The 24627-nt window shown below is 65.7% G+C and carries 27 protein-coding genes and 1 pseudogene; 15 read left to right on the top strand and 13 right to left on the bottom strand.

Translation table 11 applies throughout. The features are described from left to right. Window positions 1-42: 42 nt before the first annotated feature. Window positions 43-1212, bottom strand: coding sequence for a DJ-1/PfpI family protein (locus J7643_00505; protein ID MBO9539055.1), 1170 nt, complete (start codon window positions 1210-1212; stop codon window positions 43-45). 160 nt (window positions 1213-1372) lie between these two features. Between J7643_00505 and J7643_00500 the strand changes: the two genes are divergently transcribed. The 9 genes and pseudogenes from J7643_00500 (at window position 1373) to J7643_00460 (ending at window position 7299) form a co-directional block, all read left to right on the top strand. Next, window positions 1373-2155, top strand: a complete 783-nt coding sequence (locus J7643_00500; GenBank protein ID MBO9539054.1) for a TetR family transcriptional regulator — start codon at window positions 1373-1375, stop codon at window positions 2153-2155. Between the two features lie 36 nt (window positions 2156-2191). Further along, window positions 2192-2743, top strand: a complete 552-nt coding sequence (locus tag J7643_00495) for a GNAT family N-acetyltransferase (protein ID MBO9539053.1) — start codon at window positions 2192-2194, stop codon at window positions 2741-2743. A gap of 42 nt (window positions 2744-2785) precedes the next feature. Then, complete coding sequence (locus tag J7643_00490) at window positions 2786-2998, top strand: alkylphosphonate utilization protein (GenBank protein MBO9539052.1); 213 nt, start codon at window positions 2786-2788, stop codon at window positions 2996-2998. Between the two features lie 129 nt (window positions 2999-3127). Next, window positions 3128-3481 (top strand): winged helix-turn-helix transcriptional regulator, encoded by a 354-nt coding sequence (locus tag J7643_00485; protein ID MBO9539051.1) that lies wholly within the window; start codon window positions 3128-3130, stop codon window positions 3479-3481. After that, window positions 3462-4018, top strand: a pseudogene (locus J7643_00480) (SRPBCC domain-containing protein). Before J7643_00485 ends, J7643_00480 begins: the two are co-directional and overlap by 20 nt. Then, entirely contained in the window at window positions 4015-4494 is a 480-nt protein-coding gene (locus tag J7643_00475) for an SRPBCC family protein (protein ID MBO9539050.1), read from the top strand. The pseudogene J7643_00480 and the gene J7643_00475 overlap by 4 nt, the downstream one beginning before the upstream one ends. 284 nt (window positions 4495-4778) lie before the next feature. Then, window positions 4779-5192, top strand: coding sequence for a hypothetical protein (locus J7643_00470; protein MBO9539049.1), 414 nt, complete (start codon window positions 4779-4781; stop codon window positions 5190-5192). A 181-nt stretch (window positions 5193-5373) separates the two neighbouring features. Further along, window positions 5374-6327, top strand: a complete 954-nt coding sequence (locus tag J7643_00465) for a LysM peptidoglycan-binding domain-containing protein (GenBank protein MBO9539048.1) — start codon at window positions 5374-5376, stop codon at window positions 6325-6327. A 162-nt stretch (window positions 6328-6489) separates the two neighbouring features. Beyond that, window positions 6490-7299, top strand: coding sequence for a hypothetical protein (locus J7643_00460; protein MBO9539047.1), 810 nt, complete (start codon window positions 6490-6492; stop codon window positions 7297-7299). Between the two features lie 30 nt (window positions 7300-7329). On the opposite strand, the gene J7643_00455 is transcribed toward J7643_00460, so the two are convergent. Further along, window positions 7330-8121 carry an AAA family ATPase gene (locus J7643_00455; protein ID MBO9539046.1) on the bottom strand — a complete coding sequence of 264 codons (792 nt, stop codon included), beginning with the start codon at window positions 8119-8121 and terminating at the stop codon, window positions 7330-7332. A gap of 70 nt (window positions 8122-8191) precedes the next feature. Beyond that, window positions 8192-8560, bottom strand: coding sequence for a cupin domain-containing protein (locus J7643_00450; GenBank protein ID MBO9539045.1), 369 nt, complete (start codon window positions 8558-8560; stop codon window positions 8192-8194). Window positions 8561-8723: 163 nt separating this feature from the next. Between J7643_00450 and J7643_00445 the strand changes: the two genes are divergently transcribed. Next, window positions 8724-9506, top strand: a complete 783-nt coding sequence (locus J7643_00445; protein ID MBO9539044.1) for a dioxygenase — start codon at window positions 8724-8726, stop codon at window positions 9504-9506. Between the two features lie 10 nt (window positions 9507-9516). Here J7643_00445 and J7643_00440 read toward each other — a convergent pair whose 3' ends face one another. The 4 genes from J7643_00440 to J7643_00425 all read right to left on the bottom strand — a co-directional run bounded on the left by J7643_00440 (window position 9517) and on the right by J7643_00425 (window position 12791). Beyond that, window positions 9517-10164 (bottom strand): dienelactone hydrolase family protein, encoded by a 648-nt coding sequence (locus J7643_00440; protein ID MBO9539043.1) that lies wholly within the window; start codon window positions 10162-10164, stop codon window positions 9517-9519. A 21-nt stretch (window positions 10165-10185) separates the two neighbouring features. Beyond that, window positions 10186-10389 (bottom strand): 2-hydroxymuconate tautomerase family protein, encoded by a 204-nt coding sequence (locus J7643_00435; GenBank protein ID MBO9539042.1) that lies wholly within the window; start codon window positions 10387-10389, stop codon window positions 10186-10188. Beyond that, window positions 10389-11207, bottom strand: a complete 819-nt coding sequence (locus J7643_00430) for a fumarylacetoacetate hydrolase family protein (GenBank protein MBO9539041.1) — start codon at window positions 11205-11207, stop codon at window positions 10389-10391. Before J7643_00430 ends, J7643_00435 begins: the two co-directional genes overlap by 1 nt. Window positions 11208-11315: 108 nt before the next feature. Then, window positions 11316-12791 (bottom strand): DUF1254 domain-containing protein, encoded by a 1476-nt coding sequence (locus tag J7643_00425; protein MBO9539040.1) that lies wholly within the window; start codon window positions 12789-12791, stop codon window positions 11316-11318. A gap of 100 nt (window positions 12792-12891) precedes the next feature. Between J7643_00425 and J7643_00420 the strand changes: the two genes are divergently transcribed. Next, complete coding sequence (locus J7643_00420) at window positions 12892-13347, top strand: SRPBCC domain-containing protein (GenBank protein MBO9539039.1); 456 nt, start codon at window positions 12892-12894, stop codon at window positions 13345-13347. Between the two features lie 65 nt (window positions 13348-13412). Next, window positions 13413-13676 carry a hypothetical protein gene (locus tag J7643_00415; protein MBO9539038.1) on the top strand — a complete coding sequence of 88 codons (264 nt, stop codon included), beginning with the start codon at window positions 13413-13415 and terminating at the stop codon, window positions 13674-13676. Here the strand turns inward: J7643_00415 and J7643_00410 are convergent. Together J7643_00410 and J7643_00405 are read right to left on the bottom strand one after the other, a co-directional pair. Further along, window positions 13673-14560, bottom strand: coding sequence for an NAD-dependent protein deacetylase of SIR2 family (locus J7643_00410; protein ID MBO9539037.1), 888 nt, complete (start codon window positions 14558-14560; stop codon window positions 13673-13675). The genes J7643_00415 and J7643_00410 overlap by 4 nt on opposite strands. A gap of 23 nt (window positions 14561-14583) precedes the next feature. Further along, window positions 14584-15495, bottom strand: coding sequence for a protein-ADP-ribose hydrolase (locus J7643_00405; GenBank protein MBO9539036.1), 912 nt, complete (start codon window positions 15493-15495; stop codon window positions 14584-14586). 207 nt (window positions 15496-15702) lie between these two features. Between J7643_00405 and J7643_00400 the strand changes: the two genes are divergently transcribed. Beyond that, window positions 15703-16821 (top strand): PAS domain-containing sensor histidine kinase, encoded by a 1119-nt coding sequence (locus tag J7643_00400; GenBank protein MBO9539035.1) that lies wholly within the window; start codon window positions 15703-15705, stop codon window positions 16819-16821. 18 nt (window positions 16822-16839) lie between these two features. On the opposite strand, the gene J7643_00395 is transcribed toward J7643_00400, so the two are convergent. Beyond that, complete coding sequence (locus J7643_00395) at window positions 16840-18834, bottom strand: APC family permease (GenBank protein MBO9539034.1); 1995 nt, start codon at window positions 18832-18834, stop codon at window positions 16840-16842. Between the two features lie 147 nt (window positions 18835-18981). Here J7643_00395 and J7643_00390 point away from each other — a divergent pair, with 147 nt between their 5' ends. Then, window positions 18982-19713 carry an MBL fold metallo-hydrolase gene (locus tag J7643_00390; protein ID MBO9539033.1) on the top strand — a complete coding sequence of 244 codons (732 nt, stop codon included), beginning with the start codon at window positions 18982-18984 and terminating at the stop codon, window positions 19711-19713. Window positions 19714-19746: 33 nt separating this feature from the next. On the opposite strand, the gene J7643_00385 is transcribed toward J7643_00390, so the two are convergent. Next, window positions 19747-21990 carry a glycoside hydrolase family 3 C-terminal domain-containing protein gene (locus J7643_00385; GenBank protein MBO9539032.1) on the bottom strand — a complete coding sequence of 748 codons (2244 nt, stop codon included), beginning with the start codon at window positions 21988-21990 and terminating at the stop codon, window positions 19747-19749. Between the two features lie 228 nt (window positions 21991-22218). Between J7643_00385 and J7643_00380 the strand changes: the two genes are divergently transcribed. Then, window positions 22219-23148 (top strand): alpha/beta hydrolase, encoded by a 930-nt coding sequence (locus J7643_00380; GenBank protein ID MBO9539031.1) that lies wholly within the window; start codon window positions 22219-22221, stop codon window positions 23146-23148. Between the two features lie 85 nt (window positions 23149-23233). Here the strand turns inward: J7643_00380 and J7643_00375 are convergent, their stop codons facing one another. Both J7643_00375 and J7643_00370 read right to left on the bottom strand, forming a co-directional pair. Continuing rightward, the gene (locus J7643_00375) at window positions 23234-24058 is read right to left on the bottom strand and encodes a dioxygenase (GenBank protein ID MBO9539030.1); all 825 of its coding nucleotides are present in this window, start codon (window positions 24056-24058) and stop codon (window positions 23234-23236) included. After that, window positions 24051-24518 (bottom strand): MarR family transcriptional regulator, encoded by a 468-nt coding sequence (locus J7643_00370; GenBank protein MBO9539029.1) that lies wholly within the window; start codon window positions 24516-24518, stop codon window positions 24051-24053. Before J7643_00370 ends, J7643_00375 begins: the two co-directional genes overlap by 8 nt. Between the last annotated feature and the right edge of the window lie 109 nt (window positions 24519-24627).

Below are 24627 nucleotides of genomic sequence, written 5' to 3'. Positions count from 1 at the left end.
CCGAGCGCTAGAACACCCGCTAGCGGCTCGGCTTGCTCCATGCTATTGGCCTGCTCGTCCATTTCCGTCAGGACGAGCAGGGTACTCGATCTGGAGCGCCACGAAGGCAGCGGTGGCACGGCCATAAGAGGCCTCGATGCCGGCGAGCGCCCAATCCAGCGCCGACACCGCAGGCATCGCGTCGAACGAAGGCAGCATGCGGACAGACGGCTTCGAGGCATCCGAGACCTTGTCCGGCAGCAGGCTCAACCCTCGCCGCGTCCGGATGGCCCCCTGCATCTGGGCGATCGCCAGCGCCTTCGAGCGATAGGTGCGCGAATAAGCATCGGCGACCAAAGCGAGCGCGATTTCATCGGTTCCTGGGCCAACCTGGAGGCCTACCTCCTCGTGTGCCCAGAAGGCCAGCGTGTTGCTCGCTGCCGTGAAGAGGTGCCCTGCGCTCAGTCGAAAGTCGTCACTGCGGTGAGCCGGCGTCCAATCGACCTCGCCCAGCTCCTTGGCAAGCTTGGTCGCCCGCTCTCGGCCGGCGATGGCTTCGACCAACGCCAGCGACGCCGGAATCGAGGCGGTCACGCCCGTGGTCGTCACCACGGTGCCGTCCGCGACATAGCGCAGATTCTTCTGCCAGCGCGTCTCGGAGAACTTTCGTTCGAGATCAGCCCGTGAGAACCAGTGCCCCGTGGCGCGGCGCTCCTTCAGAAGCCGGGCATTCGCGACGACCCACACCCCATCGCAGACACCGATGACCGTCGCTCCCTTGGATGCTTGAGAGGCCACCCAGCCCACCAGGGCCGGATCGTCATTGCGGTGAACGGCCGGCACGATGACGTAATCAGCCCCCTTGGGATAGCGAGCGTCGAACGCAGCGATCGTGTCCTGAGGCTCAATCTTCAGCGCAGGAAGCAGCTGGATCGGCCCCTGCTGCGTGGCCAAGGCGACGACGTCCGCCACCCCCGACTGAGTGAGAACACCATAGGGAACCACGTAATCCGTCACTTCGGTCCCGCTGTTTTCGCCGATGACGGCGACCAGCGGCCGGGTGCGCCCGAACCTCGCCTGGTAAGGCGCGATCGCTTCCGGAGTCGGCGCGATCGCCGGCTTCGAAGCCTCACCCGAAGTCGCGGCAGGCGCCTGGTCGGCACGCGCCGCCAGCGGGGCGTGAATCAAGAGCAGGGCGCACAAGACGGCCAGGCGCTGGGGGAAGGTTCTCATGGGGGGTCTCCTTGCTCAGGAATGGGGGACAGCCCGGAAAAGCAGCGGAACTTTCAAGTACCCATACTCATGAGTATACATATGAAATACGTTTAGGTATACAATATCGAAGGATGTCGGGTCTCTTGGAGGCCCGGTTGCAGGATGGAGAGACATCACCTTGCACATGAAGGAGCGCATCTTGGCGGCTGCGCGTGAATTGGCAGCCACCAAGCCCCTGGATCAAATCAGCCTCGCAGAGGTGGCGCGACAACTCGGGATCAGTTGGCCGACGGTCCGCCGTCACGTGGGTGACGCAAAGCAGCTGAGAGCCCTCTTGGCGGATCAGCAACCGCCAGGGCTCTCGCACGTCGATACCCGAGGGCGGATCCTCCAGGCCGCCGCGACGATCTTTGCCCGCCATGGGTACTCGGAAGCCACGCTCGATCAAGTTGCCGCGGAGGCGGGGTTGACCAAGGGAAGCGTCTACTGGCACTTTGCCAGCAAGAGCGACTTGTTCCTCACCCTGCTCGATGTGCGGATCCAAGCACAGCTCGCTGGCTTCCCGGCGCTCATCCAGACGCTGTCCCAGACACCGGACTTTCAGAGCGGCCTCGCGTCAGTCCTGACCCTCCAGTTCCAATCGTTCCTGGCCGATCCCGATTGGCCTCGGCTTTTCCTGGAGTTCGCGAGCCGCAGCCGAGAGCGAGGGCTTCAGGAGCGCCTGGCCGGATACTATCTCGCCATCCGTGAAGCGCTGTCGACGGAGATCAAGCGGATGCAGGCCGAGGGCCTCATCGCCTCCGACATAGACCCCGTCGCGCTCGCCATCCTCTACACCGCCATGCTGGACGGTCTGATGGAAGCCTGGGTCATCGATCCGGTGCGGATCGATCCGCCCGCCCTGGCCTCAAGCCTGGCGCGGCTCCTCTGGCAAGGCGCACGGCCGAATCCCTCTCTTTGAAATCTGACGACCCTTGCTTAGAGGTAAACTGAAACGATGGACACGACGATCACCTTCAAAGCCCTCGCCGAAACTGATCTCCCGCTGCTGCACGCGTGGCTCTCTCGCCCACACGTGACCGAATGGTGGGAGCCCACGCCCACGCCCGAAGAGGTGCGCGAGGACTACTTGCCGCGCCTGGCGCCGCAGGCGACCCTGCCGCTCGACGCTCCGGCCGGCGTGGTGCAGTACCTGGCGTGCGAGGCGGGCGAACCCTTCGCCTTCGTGCAGGCCTACCGGGTCATGGCCCATCAGGACGAGGGTTGGTGGCTGGACGAGACCGATCCCTGCGCCCTGGGCACCGACCAGTTCATCGGCTTGCCCGATCGCCTGGGCCAGGGACTGGGCACGCGCATGCTGCGCGCTTTCATTGCCTTCCTCTTCGCGGATCCCCGGGTGACCGTCATCCAGACGGATCCCAGTCCCGACAACGCACGCGCGATCGCCTGTTATCGCAAGGTCGGCTTCCGTGAGGTCGGCCCCGTGGAAACCCTCGATGGCCCAGCCCTCTTGATGCGCATCACGCGCCAGGATGCCGCAGCCTGCTAGAGTAGGAAGAGCCCCTGTCTGCTTTTAAGGAAGGAACGACCCATGGCAGTGAGAGATAGCAACGGCAACGTGCTCAACGATGGCGACTCCGTGCACGTCATCAAGGACCTGAAGGTGAAGGGCACGTCCGTGACGCTCAAGCGTGGCACGCTCATCAAGAACATTCGCCTGACCGAGAATGAAGAAGAGATCGAGTGCAACGCGGAAAAGGTCAAGGGCCTCGTCCTGAAGACCTGCTTCCTGAAGAAGGCGTAACGGCCAATCATCCCCTTTCCGCTTCAAGCCCGCCGATCAACTCGGCGGGCTTGCGCCATGAAGGCTTGACAGGCAAGAAGGCCATGGCTTACTTTACCATGTAGTTAATTAACCAAGAGGTTTAACACGATGTCGGCTGATCGCCTGAGCACCACCTTCGCAGCCTTGGCCGATCCCACCCGGCGGGCCATCCTCACCCGGCTGGCTTCGGGCGAGGCCACGGTCACCGAGCTTGCCAAGCCCTTCGATTTGACCCTGCCCGCCGTCTCCAAGCACCTCAAGGTCCTGGAGCGGGCAGGGCTCATCTCGCGGGCCAAAGAGGCCCAATGGCGGCCATGCAAGCTCGAAGTGGGGCCCATCCGGGATGCCGCCGAGTGGATGGAGGCGTATCGCCAATTCTGGGACGAGAGCCTCGACCGCCTTGAGAGCTACCTTCGCGACCTGCAAGAACAGGAGAAGAGAAATGACCCAACCAAGCCATAGCGCCCTCACCCCCTCGCATCCGGCCGAAGCCGGAGCGGACACGCTCGTCATCACGCGCGTCTTCGACGCGCCTCGATCGCTCGTGTTCAAGGTGTGGACGGACCCGAAGCACCTCGCCCAATGGTGGGGCCCGAAGGGCTTCACCCTGCATGTCCAGGCGCTGGATCTTCGCCCGGACGGGGTCTTCCACTACAGCCAGCAATCGCCCGACGGGCAGGTCATGTGGGGCAAGTTCGTGTATCGCGAGATCGCTGCGCCGGAGCGGCTCGTCTTCGTCAGCTCCTTTTCCGATGAAGCGGGCAACACGGTTCGCCACCCCTGGAGCGCCGATTGGCCCCTGGAAATCCTGAACATCGTGACGCTGAGCGAGCACGAGGGCAAGACGACCTCACCATGCACGGCGGCCCGCTGAACGCGACCGAGACGGAGCGCAAGACCTTCGAGGCCGCGCAGCAGATGGTCCAGAAGGGCTTCGGCGGGACCATGGATCAGCTCGCCGCCTACCTGGCCAGCGCCCTGGAGGGAGAGCAAGCATGAGCGCTACGACCCACCTGAGCGAAGGAAACGTCGCCGATCGCGAGATCGTCCTCACGCGCCTGCTCGACGCGCCCCGGGAGCTGGTGTTCAAGGTGTGGACGGATCCGAAGCACATCGAGCAGTGGTGGGGGCCTCACGGCTTCACCGCCACCGTTCACGAAATGGCCGTGAAACCGGGCGGCACCTGGCGCTTCCTGATGCGCTCGGCCGAGCACGGCGACTTCCCGAACAAGGTCGTCTACCGCGAAGTCGTGGCGCCTGAGCGCTTGGTCTTCGACCACGGCGCGGACGGTGACGACGAGGCCGGAACCTTTCTCGTGACGGTGACCTTCGAGGAGGAGGACGGCAAGACGCGCCTCACCCAGCGGATGGTCTTCAAGACGGCCGCCGAGCGGGATGAGACCGTGGCGTTCGGCGCAATCGAGCTGGGCTACCAGACCCTCGATCGCCTCGGCGCGCACCTGGCGACGCTCTAAGCACCTAGCCTGCATGACCGCCCGTCCCGGAAAAGGGGGCGGGCGTGCTCACGGCCTCGCAGTCCTCGCTTGCGGCGATCAAGCTCGTCAAGCAAGGACTGCCGCCCTCGCAACGAGGGGAGCGCCTGGTATCGCCCAACGATAAGCGACCCTAACTTTCAGAAGGATCGTGAATTCGGCAGTTCCGAGCGGTGCGCACCATCTTTATCGTGATGAGCGGCGAGGGCGACCGGGGGCACCAGGGCATCCCGGCTTGTCACGGACCTCGCGCATCAGGAGGTTGGATGCGAATGAAGCGCTTGAGCAGCCTGCTCGTGCTTGGGGCGATCGGGATGTCGGTGGGATGCGCCGAGCAACCTACGGCGGTCGACAACACCAAGCGTCACGAAGGATCGCGGGCGATCGCCCAGCAAGCCATGGCCGAGCAAGTGGATCCCGACCAGATGGTGGGCGCCCTCGAAGAGCCGGCCGAAGAAGACGAGGAAATCACCGCGACGGCGAGCGCTCCTGTCATGATGGCCACGGACCGCCAGATCATGCAGCGGCGGCGGTTCCGGGGCGTCGGTCGCTGGCGGAACGGCGGGTGGTGGCAGAGTCGCTGGTACGGCCGGCGCTTCTGGCAGAACACCTGGTGGGATCCCTACTTCACCGGCACGCGCGTCGTCTACGTGCGCGTCCCCACCGTCGTCGTCATCTAACGCCAAGTCACAGGGCAACGGCCTGAGAGCGACCCGGCTGGTAACGGCCGGGTCGCTCTCGCCGTTGCGCGCCTTGTTTTTAGCATAAAATTAATGCGGAGTTTATCGATTTTCGGTCGAAAGACGGGACAACCATCCTGAAAGGCCCCCTCATCGCTGACTCGCCCAGGAGACGTTCCCCATGCCCAGCTCGATCAACAGCAACCAGGCAAGCACCCGACGCCCTGGCGCCAGCGCGACCCACACGGTCAAGGCCGGTGAGACCCTCTCGACCGTCGCCGCCAAGGTCCTGGGCAGCGCCAAGCGCTGGCCGGAGCTCTACGAGCTCAATAAGGGCATCATCGGGGCCGACCCCAATCGCCTCAGAGCGGGGATGGTGCTGAAGCTGCCGCAGGGCACCGCTCCGGCCCCCTCGGAGGCGCCGAAGGAGCCCCAGAAGCCTTCCGGCAAGACCCTGCCGAGCGATCGCTTCGAGCCCACCCCCCAAAAGCCCCACACCCCGCGCGGCGAAAAGACGCTGATCGAGGCGTACGGCGCCTTCGTCGAGCGTCAAACCGCCGCGCTCATGGCCAAGGGCATCGAGATCGACTGCGCCGACCTCGCAGCCAAGCTGCTGACGGATTTTTGCAAGGAGAACGGGATCCCCAACCCGTTCGGTAGCAAGGCCAACTGGCGCGTCTACCGCCCCGAGGCGCCCGGGGGCCTGCCGAACGTGCACGGGCCCAACTACTTCCTCCCGGAGATCAACGCCGACAATCTCGCCAAGGGCTACGCCAAGCCCGTGAGCGATGCGAACGGCAACGGGGTGGCCGGCTTCAATCGTGCCACCGGCGAAGTGGACGTGGGCGATCTGCGCGCCGGGGACATCCTCTTCTACGACTGGGACCGCAACGGCATCGTCAACCACACCGTCAACGTGCTCGGGGTGGAGCAGGACGGCACCGTCCATCTCGCCTTCGGCACCTACAACAACCTGGGCAACTCTGGCCCCGTCACCTGGGAGAACCTGGACCTGCAAGCCATCCAGCGGCTGGAGCTGAAGCCCGGCACCGACGACTACAAGCAATGGCTCGGGGAGGGCAGCTCGATCCATAGCGTCCGGCGCTTCAAGGTACTGACCGAACCCAACGCCTAAAATCGAAAACACAAGAGTGATCCGGGCTCGATTTTTCGAGCCCGGATCACGCTGTTTGAGCCTTGTCCCCGCCTCGGGGCCCTGCCATGGTCTTCCTGTTCATCCCATCCGGTCATTCGCCCGAAGGCCCCTTCCTCGGGCCGGTGAACAGGAGAGACTCCCATGGCCACAAGCATCCTTCGCGGGATCGTGGGCGCAACGACCTTGGCGCTCATCGCCTCGTGCGCCTTGCCCCCTCAGGCCACGAACCCGCAGCCCCAAGGGGCGCCGCGCGCGGCCTCGACCCTCACCACCTACCGAACCCAGCAGTATAGCGCGCTCTTCTCGCAGGGCTCGCAGTGGGTTTACCACGACAACAGCTGGCGCTACATCTACCCTGGCCAGTACGGTTTCAGCGGTTGGGTCTATACCCGCCTGCCATGGTGGGGATGGGTCTGGGTCTGGTTCCCGTTCAGCTACACCGGCTGGATCTACGTCTGGAGCTTTGGGTGGGCCTACATCGGCAATCTCGGCTGGGGCGGAGGCGGACCCTGGGGCGGCCCATGGGGCGGTCCTTGGGGCGGCGGTCCCGGTGGTGGCTGGGGAGGTGGTCCCGGCGGCGGCTGGGGTGGCGGCCCCGGCGGAGGCTGGGGAGGCGGCGGCCCGATCATTGCCCAGCCCGGCGGCACGGTCAACGTCCCGACGGCTTACTCCGCCCGTGGCGGTGGGGCCGCCGCCACGGCGGCGGGAGCGACCCAGACCCTGCAGGCGCCTCAAAGTACGCCGGGCACTCCGCCCTTCGGCGGGGCGCGCCCGAGCGGCGGCCCCAGCGGGAATCAGGGGCCAAGTGGCGGGCCGAGTGGTGGGCCGCCTGGTGGCCCGACGGGCGGGCCGCCAGGCTTTACCCCCGGTGGCGGTCCAATGGGAGCAGGTCCAGGGAGCGGGCCGCCCGGCCCCCCGCCGGGCTCACCCCCTGGCGGCCCTCCGCGCTGACGTGTCCTGAGGCATCTCGAGGCTCGCGCCTCAGAGGTGCCTCAGAAAGGCTTGCGGATTCTGGAGGAAGTCGCGGGTCAGCCGGACGTGCTCCAGCTCGTCATAGGGGACTTCACGAATCGGCGCCTGATCACAGCTCAGGATGCTCGCCCCGGGAAAGGCCAGGATGATCGGGGAATGGGTCGCGATGATGAACTGGGCCTGCTGATCCACCATGTCCTTGAGCAGCGCCAGAAAGGTCAGCTGCCGCAAGGGGGAGAGGGGCGCCTCGGGTTCGTCCAGCAGGTAGAGCCCACCCGGGACGAAACGCGATTGGAAGAGCTTGAGGAAGCCTTCGCCATGCGAGTTGGCGTGAAGGTCCCCGTAGCTCTTCTCGAGGGCCGCCTTCTGCCCGCGCAGCGAACTGGTGGCAAGGAGTCGCCCGTACCCGCTGTAGCGCGACTCGGCATCTTCGGCGTCGTCCGCGAGGTCCTGTCTCAGGTGGTTGATGCGCTGCGCGAAGTTGAAGAAGTCCTCAGCGCGCATGTAGAAGCCCCGGCGGGTACGGCGGGCCCAGGCGAAGCGGAGGTGCTCCGCCAGGCGGCGCGCCGATCCCAGGGTGGGATCGCGGCTGACGTCGACGCCGCCCACCGTGATGGATCCGACCCCGGCTGCGATCGCTTCCATGAGGGTCGATTTGCCGCTGCCGTTCTCGCCCACGAGGAAGGTGACGGAGCTTCGGAACTCCAGGCCTTCGAGGGCACGAACGAGGGGAACGTCGAACGGATAGCCTTCGGGAAAGGCGGCCTCGGTTCGAGGGGCGATGCTGCGCAGGTAGAGCATGCCCCGAGTATACAACCGGGAGTAGCCCTCGGCCATCTCGCCGGATCCGGCGAGATGGCCGAGGGGCGCCTCATCGCTTGGCGTAGGTCCTAGCCGCCTCGAACTCAAGGGCCACGAAGGGCTCATCTCCGAGGACCCAGGAATCGTGCGGCTCGGTTAATTTCATGACGTCGCCGGGGCCGACCTCCAGGCTCCGACCGTCCTTCGTCTGGAGGTGCAAACGCCCGGACAAGATGTAGTTGAAGTGCGCCTCCTCGCAGTACTCGGTCTTCGCCACGGGCTTGAGCGATGTTGACCAGCGCCAGCCAGGTTGAAGCGTAATCTTCCCGACGGTAGAGCCCGCGAACTCGAAGACCTCTATCTGCCCCTTCTCGAAAGTCCGCGTCTCGTCCGGCTTCAGGAACGAGCGTTTCTCGAAAATCGGCGTCTTGAGTGCCATACCTGCCTCCTTCCAGCCTCTGGGCCCGTCCATGCTGGCTCCGAGGCCGCACCGGGACAAGCCAGGACCGTTCCCTTTCGGCGATGGGGGTGGCGTCGTTGACAAATAGTACTACGTAGAATTATATTGAAATAGTTCGAACTAGAACGACAAGGAGGCTCCAATGGCCAGGCTCCCCGCCCTCTTCGTCTCTCACGGTGCTCCGACCCTTGCGATCGAGCCGATGCCGGCGCGCGCCTTCCTCTCGGGCCTGGGCGAACGGCTCGGCAAGCCGAAGGCGATCCTCGCCGTCTCGGCCCACTGGGAGACGATCGTCCCCACCCTGAGCCTCGCCGTGAAACCCCAGACGATTTACGACTTCGGCCGCTATCCCGAAGAGCTCTTCCGGATGACGTACCCCGCCCCCGGAGCCCCCGCGCTCGCCGAGCGGATCGCCGAGGCGATCGGGGCCGCGGGCCTTCCGAGCGCCCTGCACCCGAGCCGTGGCCTCGATCACGGGGCCTGGATCCCCCTGAAGCTGATGTATCCGGAGGCCGACATCCCGGTCGTGCAGCTCTCGATCCAGCCGCGCCGCAGCCCCCTCGATCACTGGCGCCTGGGCGAAGCGCTCAGGCCCCTGCGCGACGAAGGCATCCTCGTGATCGGCAGCGGGTCCGCGAGCCACAACCTTGGTGAGCTGCGCCAGCACCGCCACGATCCTACCCCGCCGGAGTGGGTCAGCACTTTCGATCGCTGGCTCGCCGAGGCGGTGCGTCAGGGCCAAAAAGACGAACTGCTCGATTACCTGCAAAAGGCTCCCCATGCCCTGCGGAACCACCCCACCCCGGACCACATCCTGCCCCTGTTCGTGGCAGCAGGCGCCGGCGCCCCGCAGAGCGCTGGCGAAGTGATCCACGAGAGCTACGGCTGGGGGATCATCAGCATGGCGGCCTATTCCTTCGCGTGATCGGGTCTCTTCAGATCGAGAAGGCGCGACTCAACCAGGCGATCGCAGCCTCCATCACCGGGGGCGGGATCTCGTGGCCGCCGTCGTGCGCGACCACCTCGGGCTGGATGCCTCGGGCCTGAAGCTGCTGGGCGCTCTGAGCGAGCCAGGCGAAGGGGAAGAGGGCGTCTCGCTGCCCCAGCGTCAGGAAGACCTTGAGGTCGGCACCTTCCGACGATCCTGACGGCAGCGCGTCCAGCACGAGCTGGGGGATGTAGCCGCTGAACGCCATGACGCCCGCCACCTTTTCCGGGTGCCGCAGGGCGTACGAGAGGGACATGATGGCACCTTGGCTGAATCCCGAGAGGACCAGCGGGCGCTCGGCCATGCCGGGAAGCTGGCGCAGCTCGTCGAGCCAAGCATCCAGGATCTCGAGGGCCTGCGCAAAAGAGGCTTCTTCGGGGACGCCGAAGCGGATCAAGCGATACCAGGCATAACCCGGCGGATGGGAAAGGGGGCTGCGGGGGAAAGCGAGCGCGACGCGATCCGCCAGCGGCTGGTAAGCGTTCGGCAAGTCGTCCTCGTTCGAGCCGATCCCGTGCAGCGCGACGACCAGCGGCGCCTTGGGGTCCTGGGCCTCGAAGACATGGGTGGGAAGGCCGTGTACCGTACGTTTCATGACTCTCCTCGATTCGTTGCGCTAGTCGCCTTTTACGGGGGTCGGGGGTGAGAGCGGCTCTCCGGCGACTCCCCAGTTTTCGGGCGGGAGCTCGTGCAAGAGCACCCGGACGCGCCCGGGTTCGACTCCCAGGGTCTCCACCGCGGCCTGCGTGAGGCGACGCATGAGGGCCGCCTTCGCCTCGGCCGAACGGCCTTCGAGCATTTCCACGCGAATGATGGGCATCAGGCCTCCTGGGGTGCGAAGGTGAGCGAGACGTTCCCGAGCGAGCCGAAGCGAGCCTCGAAGGCGTCGCCGGCCGAAACGGCGAGCGGAGCGACCAGCGCGCCACTCAGCACCACCGCCCCGGCGGGCAGGATGCGGCCCTGCGCATGGAGTGCACGGGCCAGCCAAGCGACAGCCTGCGCGGGGCTCCCCATCACGTCCTTGCCCGTCCCCTGCGAGACTCGCCGGCCGTTTTGGTAGAAGGCGACTTCGAGTGCTGCGAGGTCCAGGTCCTGAAAGCTTGCGATCGCAGGCCCCAAGACGAAGGCCGCTCCCGAGGCGTTGTCCGCGATGACGTCCGGCAACTGGAAGCGAAAGGCCTCGTACCGGCTGTCAATCACGTCGAGCGCCGGATGCAGGCTGGCCGTCGCCGCGCGCACGTCCTGCTCCGTCACGGCCGGGCCCGAGAGGTCACGCCCCATCACGAAGGCGACCTCGGGCTCCACCCGGGGATGAATGAAGCGGTCGAGAGGCAGGCTGCCTCCATCCACCCCCTGCATGCCTTCGAGCAGCGTGCCGTAGATAGGCTCGTAAACGCCCATCGCTGCTTGCTTGGCCAGGCTGGTGAAGCCGAGCTTGTAGCCCACGAGCCGCGCGCCCTCAGCCTGGCTGCGCTCCACCAGCGCCTGCTGGATCCCGTAGGCTTCGCGCGGCGTGAGGGCAGGCAGACGCTCGGTGAGCGGCAAGATGAGCTGCCTTTTCGCCTCGGCCTCGTGAAGGAGCCGCGCGAGGGCCTCCGCATCGGTGAAGGGTGGGTCAACGGATGATGCGGCAGGCATCGGAACGGCCCCTTTCGCCAGGTGAGTCAACGACTTTTCGTTCTACATCGAACAATATCCAGACTAGTTCGAACTAGAACCAGTGTCAACTCCGCCGCAAACGCTCGGCTACCGAGCCCGCTGCACGGGGGGCGGCGCCCAGCTCCCCTCCAGGATCGGCGCTTCGGGCCAGTAGAGGCGCTGCATCAGGATGAAGGGACCTATGGGTGCGGGCAGCCAGTTCGACTCCTTTTCCTGTCCGGGCGAGTCGTGCTGGATGTAGAGATCCAGCGAACCATCCGGGTTGTACTTGAGGGGGTCGCGCGGGCTGAGGGTGTAGCGGTGCAAGGGGTTGTCGACGAAGAAGAACTGGTCGTTGTACAGCGTCAGAGACCAGAAAGCCTTGACTGGGGGCATCTGGCCCTTTGCAAAGTGCATGACGTAACGATTGGCCCCGTTCAGGGGGTTGCCGCTCGCATCCCTCGCGGTGAGCGGATACACGGCATCCTGAGGCAGGTTCGCGCCGAGCCCCGCATAGGCCGTGGCCGCCCGAAGGAGGTAGTCGGTGCCGTAGGTGCCCAGGTTCAGGAACACGGTCCAGCCGTTCGTCCGTTTGCCGAGCTTTGGCCCCTCGGCCGCGATGCGCCCGGGGCCGTCCGCAACGGCCCGCACGAGGCCCCGAGCCATTGCCGGGTCGAGCTTGCCCAAGTCGAAGGCCTGGCCCGGCACGATGCCCAGCCGGGCGAGCATTCGCACCATCGGAGCATCCGCAGGGGCCGGGGGATTCTCCTTCATCAGGATCGCCAGACGCTTGAAGTAGGCCCCCGCATCCATCGCGTTGACCTGCTCTCTGACCGGGGTCTTCATATCGACGTTCGGATCCACCGTCACGGCCGAAGGCGGGGTATAGGGCTTGCCGTAGGCGCTGAGCGGCATCAGCTTGTACTGATCCTGGATGGCGTGCACGGCCTGATAGTCGGCGGGGGTGCCGGTACAGTAGGTGCGCCCCAGGATCCAGACCATCGTCGTCGGCGCCTGGATCTTGGTGATGCCCTTCGGCAGGGCCCCCTTCCAGCCGGGCCCAACGATGGCGAAATCCTGCGCCTTGGTCCCCGTCGTACGGCTGCCCGGCGAGGCGAACACGTCCGTCCAGCCGGAGAGCATCGGCATCAGGTAGTAGCGCCCCGCCTCATCGGGCACGTGCAGGACGTAGGGCTCCTTGGCAAGATCGAGCCAAGCGGTCGAGTAGAGCGTGTCAGCGTTGGGCGCCGTGACATCCCGGAAGGTGGCATCCGGGTAGGAGCGCAGGTTGACGAACTGCCCCATGGGCGCGCGCCGCGCTTCGGGGCGCGGCACGTTGGTCATCACCCGCCGGGTGGTGTCCATGGTGACCAGGGGGTAGCCGTACACGTAGGCCTCGCTCCCCAGGTCGTAAGCCTCTTGCTCGCTCAGCGCCGGAGTTTGCTGGGCGTTTCCCGGCAGCGCTCCGAGCGTGATGGCGAGCAATGGTAGCCAACCCAGCCGCTGCAATCGCTTAATCGCCACTTCTTTCGCCTCTTCTTGCTCGCATGCTACGAGCGGGGGGACGATGGTGACTCTAACCATCCGTCAACGCTCGGAGCGCGTCGCGGTTGCCAAGAAGCGTTGTAAGCGCACAAGCCCCGAGGTAAGCTGAAGGGAGCGAGCTTGGAAGGAAAAAGGCCCCATGAACCCTGAGCACCCTGTCAACGCAGTGGTCAGCCGTCGTATCGACGCATCGCCGGATCGCGTCTTCGATGCCTGGCTCTCGCCCGAGATGATTGGCCGCTGGATGTTCGGCCCCGCGCTGCGCGACGAGGAAGTCGTGCGCATCTCGCTCGATGCGCGCGTGGGCGGCGCCTTCTCCTTCGTCGTGCGACGCCAAGGCGCGGAGATCGACCACGTCGGCGAGTACCTGGAGATGAGCCGGCCGCAGCGGCTGGTGTTCACCTGGGGGGTAATGCCTTCAGCGGACCGCTCTCGGGTAACCGTCGAACTCGTGCCGCAAGAGGCCGGGACCACCCTGACGTTGACCCACGAACTGCACCCGGATTGGGCCGAGTACGCAGCGCGCACCGAGGCCTCCTGGGCCTTGATGATCGACGCGCTCGCCGCGGCCCTCGGTAAAGCCGCCCATCGCTGAATTCGAGCCACCGTAAGCCTCTGCCCTGATCGGTTTCGTTCAGGGCGACTGCCCAGGAGAGCATCATGATCGCCTATTTCGTGAACGGCCCCAAGGTCGACACCATCGTCATCCCCGAGGTAAACCTCGCCGTAGAGGTCAACCGGCAAACCCTGATGGCCTTCCTCGGGGACTCGCCCGACTTCGCCAGCTGGTCGGGCCAGGCGCTCGGCGATCGCAAGCCTACGGACTTCGGCCGCATCCTTGCGCAGCGAGAGGGCGAAAACTCGCCCACGATCCTGGATCAAAACGCCTGGAACCAGCGCGTGTTCCAGCACTTGCGCCGCTAAGACAGCTTGCCCCGTGACCTGCGAACATGCAGCGCCTCGATGAAGGGCAATCCCCCCGACCTCACGGAGGTGGCCTTACCCGATAGCTCGGGCGGCAACTGCGGGTAATCGGGATTGACGCGCAGCAAGTGAGCGTCAGGGTGCTGCTGCGCGATTTGCTCCATGGGCCAGCGAATCACGCTGGGGGTATTGAAGCCGGCGCCGATCTCGACGAGGAGCAGCGGCGCCCCCCAGGCGTCATCCAGCCAATCATTGAACTGCTCGCCCAAGGCCTCGTAGGGCTCCTCCACGAACCACGGGCCGCCCCGCACGTTCATGAACACGGGGCCGCCGCAATGGGGGCAGCGCGGGATAACGTCAGGATCCGTCACCTGCTGGGTCGCAGGGTCGATGACGGGCAGGATGCGATCGATGACCGGCTCGATGGGCCAAACCTCGGTCGTGCAGGGCGCGAGGCACTGGAGATAGTCGTAACGGCCCTGACGGGTGAAGATGCGACCCTCCGAAAAGCCCCCCTTGGCGAACTGCGCGTCCACGTTGCTCGTGATGACGAAGTAATCCTTGTCCTTCACCAGCTCGAACAGCTTGGTGTACACCGGCTGGGCAGGCGTCTCGTAGCGCACGGCGTTCACGTGATCCGCAAGGTATCCCCACTGCAGCTCCTCGCTCCAGTCCAGGTCCCCCATGAACTCGTACTGGCACGTGAAGCCGTACTGCAACATGGCAGGGAAGCGCCGCGCGAAGTAGGCCGTATCCAGGTAGTTGATGCCTGCATCCACCGAAAGGCCCGCGCCGGCGCCGATCAACACCCGCTCGGCCCGCGCAAGGCGCGCCAGGGTCTCCTCGATCAGCCGATCATCCGGCAAAGTCACGGGAATGGGCATGGGACGTTCTCCGTATAGAGGGCTCAGACCGCCAAGAGGCTCTCGTAGAGCTCCTGATCGGCCGCCGAAAAGACGTTGAAAATCACCCGGTCGATCACGCCGGGATGGTCCTGGAGCCACCGAGCGACGGTCTGCAGGGCCACTTCGGCCGCCGGGCGCGCCGGAAAGCCGAAGACGCCCGTCGAGATGCTGCAAAACGCCAGGGTCCGGATGGAACCGAGCGCTGCCGCCAGATCGAGGCAGGAACGGTAGCTGGCCGCGAGCGCCTCGCGATCGCGCGCCGAAGGCACCGGCCCTGGGCCGCGGTAGAGGGGGCCCACCGTGTGCAGGACGAAGCGCGAAGGCAAGTGGTAACCACGGGTGACCTTGGCGGTGCCCGTCGGCTCGGGGCCTCCTTGCAAGGTCATGAGGCGATCGCAGTCCTCTCTCAGGCGGGGCCCCGCCGCCGCATGGATCGCGTTGTCGATGCAGGCGTGAAAGGGCTGAAAGCAGCCCATCATGGCATCGTTCGCCGCGTTGACGATCGCATCGACTTCAAGGGTCGTGATGTCTCCTCGCCACAAAGCACACCGCGCAGCCGCCGAGAAGGAGGTCCCGACGAAGCGCTCCGCGAGATTCGGAAGGGTCGCCCCTTGGGTGATGGCCTTCTGGCTCAGTTCGTATTGCAGGAGGCGGTCCAACTGGTCGTGGAATGCCGCGGGCATGGCAGGCCTTGCGGGCAAGACCGTCAGCATCCCCTGCAAGCGCTGCCGCACGGAGAGTTGATCGGCCTGCGCGAGCCGACGGACCAGTGGATCCTCAGGCATCGCCCTGATCAGTTCCGAGAGCAAGGTCTTGATCAGCTCCGGCGCCTCTTGGGCCGAGGCAGGCGCCGGGGCTTGGTAGGGCGCATCCAGCGCCAAGAGCGTACGGTAATCGTCGAGCGAAAGGGTCATGAAGCGATCGCTCCAGTGCAGCGGAAAGGGGGGCTTTTATGTAACCATTACAGCAACACACTAACCCAAAAGTCAAGCCCGGCATCCCAGGCATGAGGGGCGCTCGATTCTTGACGCGATCGCTGCGGCTGAGATAATGCAACGCGGCTGGATAGCGCTCTCTGACTGCGTTTTACGCGCCCCGGCCACGACCATGAGGAGCTTAGAATGAATCCCCCCGGCATCCCGGATGAGCAAGCAGCTATCACGCTGAGCGAGCGGCACTACCGACATATCATGCAAAAGTCGGCCGACATCCTGCACATCCACGACCGGGCCGGCCGGATCATCGAGACCAACGAGCAGACCTGCATTTCGCTGGGCTACTCCCGCGACGAGATGCTGTCGCTGAACGTCTCGGACTTCGAAGAGAGCCTGACCCAGGAGAAGTTGGAGCAAATCTGGCAGCAGATTCGCTACGGCTCGACCTGCACCCTGGAAGGGCTGCATCGCCGCAAGGACGGCAGCTGCTACCCGGTGGAGGTGCGGCTGGGGGTCTTCGAGGCGGAAGAGCGAGAACTCATCATCGCAAGCGCCCGTGATTTGACCATGTGCAAGGAGGCGGCGGCCGAGATCGTGCGCCGCAACCTGGAGCTGGTGAAAGCCCGAGAGCTCGCCCGCCTCAAGGATCACTTCCTCTCCACGCTCTCCCACGAGATGAAGACGCCCCTCTCCTTGATCCTCGGCTACACGGAGCTCTTGCAGGACATGTATCCGGACCAGGAGCTGCTCAATGGGATCGAGGACGGCAGCAGGCGGCTCTCCGAGCACATCAACCACATGCTCGACTACAGCGCGCTACTCAGCGACAGCCTTCCCTTGCATCCGACGGAGGTCGCGCTCGACGAGGTCATCGATCAGGCGATCGCGCTCTCGCGCGAAACGTTCCAAAGCAACGTGCTCAATGTGGTGACCGAGAGCGTCCCCGACTTGCCGCTCGTTCAAGGGGATTTCCGGCGGCTTCTCCAGATGGTGCTCGAATTGCTGGAGAACGCGCGAAAATTCTCACCGCCCGGCGGGAAAATCACCGTGCGCACCCGGGCTTGCAAGTCGCACGTGCGCCTGGAAGTCGAGGACTGCGGCGAGGGGATCCCTCCCGCCTTCCAGGCACACGTCTGGGAGGCCTTCCGGCAGTTCAAGCAGGGGGATTCCCAGCGCGCCGGCGGCCTCGGACTCGGGCTTACGCTCGTCAAGAAGCTCGCGGAACTGCACGGAGGGCGGGTCGAAATGGCGAGCATGCCTGGGCGCGGAAGCCTCTTCGCCATCTTCCTGCCGACTTGCCAGTAGCGATCACCGCGCTTGAATTTAGCCCTCCTCTTCGAGGTGGAACGGAGCGTCCACGACGTTGACCCGGGGCATGAAAAAGAGCGCGAGCTTGAACTTCAAGGCATCCAGGTTGAAGAGCACGTACTGCCACCAGCGCTGCGGTACCAGCTCCGTCAGGACAACGAGGATGGGGCCCGCGGGTGCTTGGGGCCGGCAAGCCCGCAGATAGGCGATGATCGGCGAGACGAGCATGCGATACGGCGACTCCACGATCACGAACGGGAGAGCGGGGAAGTGGCGCTGCCACTCGCTCTGCACGCGATCGCCCTCCTCCGGTCGATCAGTGACGTGGACCAATGTCACCCGCTCGGAGAGAGCTAACGCCAGCCGCACCGTGTTCACGCCGGCCTTGTTGAGGCCCGAAACGGGCACGACGACCCAGCCAGGCTTGAGCGGGCCGAACGCGCGCGCGTCGGGATCGAGCGCCAGCACTCGCTCAATGCACTGGTAGTAAGTGCGAACCCAGGAAAACGCGGCAACCATCAAGGGGATCAAGAGGACGATAATCCAGGCGCCGTGCACGAACTTCGTCACGACGACCACCAGCGAGACGATCCCCGTGGCCAGCGCCCCGACCCCGTTGATCACCAGCCCTCGGGGCCAACCTGGCTCTCGCCGGCTCCACCAGCGCCAGGCCATGCTGGCCTGCGACAAGGTGAAGGCCACGAAGACTCCGACCGCGTAGAGCGGGATCAAGGCGTGCGTATCGGCCCTGAAGAGCGCGACAAGCAAGCCAGACAAAAGGCCGAGCACGATGATGCCCGTCGAATAGGCCAGGCGATCGCCGAAATAGGTGAACTGCTTCGGCAAAAAGCCGTCCTGCGCCATGAAGTTCGCGAGTCGCGGAAAGTCCGCGTAGCTGGTGTTGGCAGCCAAAAGCAGGATGAGGGCCGTCGAGGCCTGGACCGCGTAGTACAGCACGCCGTGACCCGCGATCGCGCGCGTGAGCTGGGATACCACGGTCTCTTCGGGCGCGGGGTGGATCGCGTAGTGCTGCGCCAGGAAGGTGATACCGAGGAAGAAGAGGGCCAGCAAGGCGGCCATCCAGGACAGGGTCGTGGCCGCGTTCCGAGACTGAGGCTCTCGAAAGATGGGAATGCCGTTCGAGATGGCCTCGGTCCCCGTCATGGCCGTGCAGCCCGAAGCGAAAGCCCTCAACACGAGAAAGACCCCGATCGCCTCGCTCGCCGAGCGCGTAGCTTCGGTCGTCGCCTCGACGGGCGGCGCGCCCAGAGCGATCTTCCAGGCCCCGAGGCCGAGCAACACGAACATGCTGCCAATGAAGAAGTAGGTCGGCAACACGAAGATCGTCGCCGACTCGCGCGTGCCCCTCAGGTTTGCGAGCGTCAGGAGCACCACGACCCCCACGGCCAAAGGCGCCTTGTAAGGATGGAGCGCCGGAAACGCCGAGGTCACCGCCGCAACCCCGGAAGAGACGCTGACCGCCACCGTCAGCACGTAATCGACCATGAGCGAGGACCCCGCGACCAGGGCGGGCCTGAGACCCAGGTTGTCCTTGGTCACGGTGTAGGTCCCCCCGCCCTGGGGATAGTGAAAAATCGTCTGACGATAGGAGAAGGCCACGGCCGCGAGCAAAAGGGCGATCGCCCCGGCGATGGGGAGGCTGAGCCCCAGGCTCGCCGTCCCCGCCACGACGAGCACCAAGAGGATCTCTTCCGTCGCATAAGCCACCGACGAGAGGGCATCCGACGAGAGCACCGCCAGCGCCTTCCACTTGGGGATCCGCTCGTGGGGCAACTGAAGGGTGGCCAGAGGTCGCCCGATCAGGAAGTGCTTGAAGCGAAGCAACGTTCGCCCGAAGAAGGGCGCGCCTTCGGACGCACCTTGCGAGAGGGTGAAATGCGCCGGGCCCTTCTCGGCGGGCTCGGCTGAACAGCCCGATGGTAAAGGGGCACCTCGGTCAGAACGATCGGCCGGGCCCGGGGTGGCTTCAGGCGGCAAGTCTTGAGCCATGGCCGAGATCCTCTCTCATGTGAGGGAGGTATAGAAACTCGCCCCCAATCCCGCAACAGGCACGCATGGGATCTGTCCAGTGACTTAACAAAATATCGTATAATTTTACGAAGATAAATTTTGTCGAATTTTGTAGGAGGAAGCACGATGAGCCTCACCCACAGCGCGACGAGCACGAGCCTTCACGAGATCGCAGACAGCATCTATCGCATCAGCACGCCGATCCCCCCGAGCGTCATCCCCGGCGGCTTCACGTTCAACCAGTATCTACTTGTCGATGACGAGCCCCTCTTGTTCCATACCGGCCCGCGCAAGCTGTTCCAAACGACGCGCGAGGCCATCGAGAAGGTCCTGCCGATCTCCAAGCTCCGCCACATCGCCTTCTCCCACGTCGAAGCGGATGAGTGCGGCGCCCTGAACGACCTGCTCGCCGTCGCGCCTCAGGCCAGCCCGCTCTGCGGCTTCATCGCAGGGGTCACGTCCATCAACGACCTGGCGGATCGCCCCGCGCGCTTGCTCCGCGATGGCGAGGTGTTCTCCACCGGCAAGCACATGTTCCAGTGGTTCGACACCCCGCACCTGCCCCATGGCTGGGACTGCGGCTTCCTGATGGAGACGACCACGCGCACCCTCCTCTGCGGTGATCTCTTCACCCAGGGGGGCGCCGACCTCCCGGCGCTGACCGAATCGGACATCCTCGGCCCGAGTGAAGGCTATCGCGCCGCGATGGACTACTTCGCCCACACGCGCGACGCGCGCACCATGCTCGAGCGGCTCGCCGCCGCCATTCCCACGACACTCGCATGCATGCACGGCAGCGCTTGGCGTGGCAATGGCGCGGGCCTCTTGCTCGCGCTCGCCGACGCGCTGGAGAAGTGATTGCCGGACGTTCAATCGCGCCGGCCGCCTGGCTCAACCCTGGGCGGCCGGCGCGGCGGCGTTCGCTTCGGCGAGCAGCGCGTCCAGGCGGTGCTCGCTCAGCCTTCCTTCCGAGGTCTCCACGAACTTGTGGATCAGGGTGTCGGCGATCATGCGCTCGAACATGGTGAGGGCCTCGGGATCGGTCTTGCCCTCCATGCCAAAGACGGGTGCCACCGCCTCGAGAATCGTGCGATAGAGGACCTTGCCGTGCGGATGCGCCCCCACCTGCTTCAGTAACGAATTTCGGGTGAGCGGGGCGAAGGCCCTGCGCGTGGCTTCGACGGTGACGGTCCGAGCGTCGCGCACATCCTGCGACGAGGCCCCGACGAGCACGTCGTAGTCGCCGCTCGCAACGAGCCAGTCCTCGATCGACGGCTCGAAATAGGCGAAGTCCCGAAAGGTGAGCGCGAAGGTGACGGTCTTCGTCTCGCCGGCTTCGAGCGCGACCTTGGCAAAGTGCCGCAGCTCCTTGTCGGGAAAGACTGCCGCCCCCGTCCGGTTGCGCACGTAGAGCTGCACGACCTCCTGGCCGGCACGCGCGCCGACGTTGGCGACGGGCACGCTCACCTGCAAGGTGTCGGTATCCTTGATCGCCTCGGCGCTCAGGGTCGGCGCGCCGTAAGCGAAGCGGGTGTAGCTCAGGCCGTGGCCGAAGGGGAAGAGGGGCGCGACACAGCGGGTGTCGTAGTGGCGGTAGCCGATGAGCAGGCCCTCGCCATAGCGCGCGACCCCGTCCCGGGCGGGGAAGTAAGGATAGGCCGGGGTATCCTCGATCCGACGGGGGAAGGTCTCCGAGAGCTTGCCCGATGGATTGATCCGCCCGGTCAGGATGTCTGCGATCGCCTCGCCGCTCGCTTGACCGCCGAGCCAAGCCTCGAGGATCGCGCCCACCTTCTCGGCCCACGGCATGGCGACCGCCGAGCCGTTCATGAGCACCACCACGGTCCGGGGCTGCGCCTGGGCCACCGCCGCGATCACCCGATCGTGCCCCGCCGGCAAGAAGAGGTGCGTGCGATCGAAGCCTTCCGACTCGCAAACCTCGGGCACCCCCGCAAAGACGATGGCCACGTCCGCGCCCGCCGCGACGGCCACCGCCTCGGACACCAGCGCATCGGTGGTCTCCCCGTCGCTCAGGTAGCCCTCGGCGTAGGCGAGGCGATCGCCCAGGGCCAACGCGAGGGGCTCGAAGGCGTTCGAGAGGCGGGTCGGGTTGACCTGGGAGCTGCCCGAGCCCTGGTAGCGCGGGTGCTTGGCAAAGCCACCGATCACGGCGACCTTCGAGGCCGAGGCGGCCGCCAAAGGCAAGAGGCCCTGGTCGTTCTTGAGCAGGACCATGCTGGCAGCCGCCAGCTCGTGGGCCAGGGCGTGATGGGCGTCGGCGTCGAAGCTCGCCTCGGGCCGATGCGTGGCGTGAACGGCCAGGATGGCCCTGAGCAGCTCGCCGACCATCGCATCGAGGGTGCTTTCTTCCAGGCTCCCGTCACGCACGGCGGCAATCAGGCGCTCCATGTGGTCGTTATCGGTACCGGGCATCTCCAGGTGCATGCCCGCACGCAAGGCAGCCACGGGATCGTCCACCGCTCCCCAGTCCGAGACGACGACGCCCCCGTAGCCCCATTGATCCTTCAGGATGCGCCGCAAGAGCAGCGCGCTCTCGGTCGCGTAGGTGCCGTAGAGCTTGTTGTAGGCCGCCATCAGGGACCAGGGGCGGGCCTCCTTGACGGCCGTCTCGAAGGCCGCGAGGTAGACCTCGTGCAGGGTGCGCGGGTCCGGGTCGGAGCTGGACGTGAAGCGCTCGGTCTCCTGGTTGTTGGCAGCGAAGTGCTTGAGGCAGGCGCCGACGCCCTCGGCCTGCATGCCCGTGATCTGGGCCGCGGCCATCTTGCCTGAAAGGCGCGGGTCCTCGGAGAAGTACTCGAAGTTCCGGCCGCCGAGCGGCGATCGCTTCATGTTGACGCCCGGGCCGAGCACCACGTGGACGCCGCTCGCCTGGGCCTCGCACGCGATCGCCCGACCGCAGCGTTCGAGCAACTCGACGTCCCACGACGAGGCCAAGGCCGAGGCCGTGGGAAAGCAGGTCGCAGGCTGCGCCTGGCCCATCATGCCGCCTCCCGCCTTGCGCAGGCCGTGGGGCCCGTCGGAGAGCCAGATCGAGGGCAGCTGAAGCCGCGCGATGGCACGGGTCGTCCAGAAGTCCTGCCCCGAGCAGAAAGCAGCCTTCTCTTCGAGGGTCATCTGCGCGACGAGGTCGCGTGCCTGCTGATCGAACGACACCGGTGCCTCCTCTCGGCGAGCCCTTGCGAAGGAGCATCATAACGAGTGAGCGAGTCCGTGTCCAAGGCCTGGGAGCGGCACGCGCCAAGTCGCCGAGATGGGGGGCTAGCCCTCTTGTCGTGGGCGACCGCGCTGACCATGATGGTCCCTTCGGGCCGCTATTGGGAGACGGCCCGCTCGGAGCCAACCATGAAACGAATCCTCGCCGCCGGTGCGTTCCTGCTCGCCCTCGATCTCGCCGCCAGCGCCTACCTCTACGATCTCGGCGTCGCGCGCACCTCCAAGGAGTTCCTCAAGCAGGATCCTCGGCTGGCGCAGACGAAGAACGCCCTGGCCTTCAAAGAGGGCCACGCCTGGCTCGACAAGCAGCCGCTCGAAACCATCGAACAGACCTCCTTCGACGGGCTCAAGCTGCGCGCCTACTACCTCGCGGCCGCCACCCCCTCGAACAAGACCGCGATCCTCACCCACGGCTACTCCTCGCAGGGGCGGCGCATGGGGGCCTTCGCCCGCTACTATCACGACAAGCTCGGCTACAACGTGCTCATGCCCGACGCCCGCGGGCACGGATCGAGCGAAGGCCAGTACATCGGCTACGGCTGGCACGATCGGCTCGACCTCTTGCGCTGGATCGACGTGGCCGCCCAGAAGACGGGCAGCGGTGCGACCCTCGTCCTGCACGGGGTCTCCATGGGCGGCGCCACCGTCACCATGGCAAGCGGCGAGAAGCTTCCCGCCGCGGTGAAGGCGATCGTCTCGGACTGCGCCTTCACCTCCGCCGAAGAGGTTCTCACCTACCACCTGGACCGCATGTATCACCTGCCGCCCTTCCCTCTGATGCCGAGCGTCAGCCTCATGACCAAGATCCGGGCGGGCTACAGCTTCGACGAGGCCTCGGCGATCGCACAGGTGCGCAAGGCCGAACGCCCCATGCTCTTCATCCACGGGGCCTCCGACTCCTTCGTGCCCGTCGAGATGGTGCACCGGCTGTACGCGGCCTGCCCGACCGAGAAGGACCTCCTCCTCGTGCCGAACGCCGAGCACGGGACCTCCATCGCGATCGACCCGGTCGCCTACGAGCGAAAGGTCAGCGCCTTCCTCGCCAAGTACGCGCGCTAAAGCCGCAACGCCCAGGTCGGGCAGGCTTTGAAGCCTGCCCGACCTGGGGGACGCCTAAGGGCCTTGCCTGAGCGGGGCCTCGCGCTTAGCCGAACTGGAAGCCCGAGATCGCCTTGCCGAAGATCCGATCGTTGTAGGTGCGATGGCCGCGATCCTCCTCGGCGGCGCCGGCGGCCACCATCAGCGGGATGAGGTGCTCCGAGCGCGGGTGGGAGAAGCGTCCCCCCGGCGCCTGATGCCAGCGGACCAGCTTCTCGTCGCGCGAGGCCCGGTCGGGATCGGTGAGCGCGTCGTTGAGCCATTCGTCGAAAGCCTCGGAGAGACGGTTGGCCTCTGCCTGCTCCCCGAAGAAGGCCCGCAGGTTGTGGTAGCTCATGCCGCTGCCGACGATGAGCACGCCCTCGTCCCGCAAGGGCGCGAGCGCCCGCCCGATGGCGAGGTGATCGGCCGCATCGAGGTTCGCTTGCAGCGAGAGCTGCACCACCGGGATATCCGCCTCGGGGTAGATCAGCAGGAAGGGAACGAACACCCCGTGATCCAGACCGCGCGAGGCATCCTCGCCCGATTCGATCCCGCTTGCGGCGAGCAGCTCGCGCACGCGCGACGCCACCTCGGGCGAGCCCGGGGCCGGGTACTTGAGGCGGTAGGTATGCTCCGGGAAGCCGTAGTAGTCATAGAGCAGCTCCGGCTTGGGGGCCACGTTGACCGTCGGGCGATCGACCTCCCAGTGGCCCGAGATGACGAGCACCGCCTTGGGACGAACGCCGATCTGCGCGGCGATGCCGCGCAGGTAGGCGGCCATCGATTCCCACAGATCAGCCGGCGCGCCGGGCATGGGATCCATGAAGAAGCAGGGGCCGCCGCCGTGCGGGATGTACAGGGTCGGCATGCGGGTCGTGGCGCTAGACATGGTTCGTCTCCTCCGCGTAGGCGGCTGTGAGCTTGTCGAGCAGCTGGGCCAGCTGCGTTTGCTCGTTGGGGGTGAGGCGGTTCAGGACCCCCTGGGCGTGGTCGATGAAGGGCAAGAAGGTCGCTTCGTACTGGGCCTGGCCCTCGGGCGTCAAACGCACGAGGGTCTGGCGGCTGTCCTTCTCGCCCTTGCAGCGAGAAACGAGGCCCTTGGCCTCCATCCGGTTCAAGACGGGGGTGAGGGTCCCGGCCGTCACCATCGAGCGCTGGCTCAGCTCCTTGAAGGTCATCCCCTCGGTGTCCCCCAGGGTGGCCAGCACGTCGAACTGCGAGGGCGTCAGGCCTCGCTGCTCCATGAAGCGCGTCATCACGCGGCTCGATTGCTGGACGCAGGCGAACAGCGCGCGGTGCACCGGCAGCAGCGAGATGTCCTGGTCGACGGGGTAGCGCGGGTCTTTCATTCGAAATAATCCTAAGTAGTCCTATTCCAAAACCCATAATAGTTCTACGTAGTTCAAAAGTCAACCCGCCCTCCGCCCTGCGGCCTTCTTGAAGGGCTGGGACATATTT

It is taken from the genome of bacterium (genome assembly GCA_017744355.1).
Classification (GTDB): Bacteria; Cyanobacteriota; Sericytochromatia; order S15B-MN24; family UBA4093; genus JAGIBK01.
Note: the sequence above shows the minus strand (reverse complement) of the source record. Positions and strands in the feature narration are given on the sequence as shown.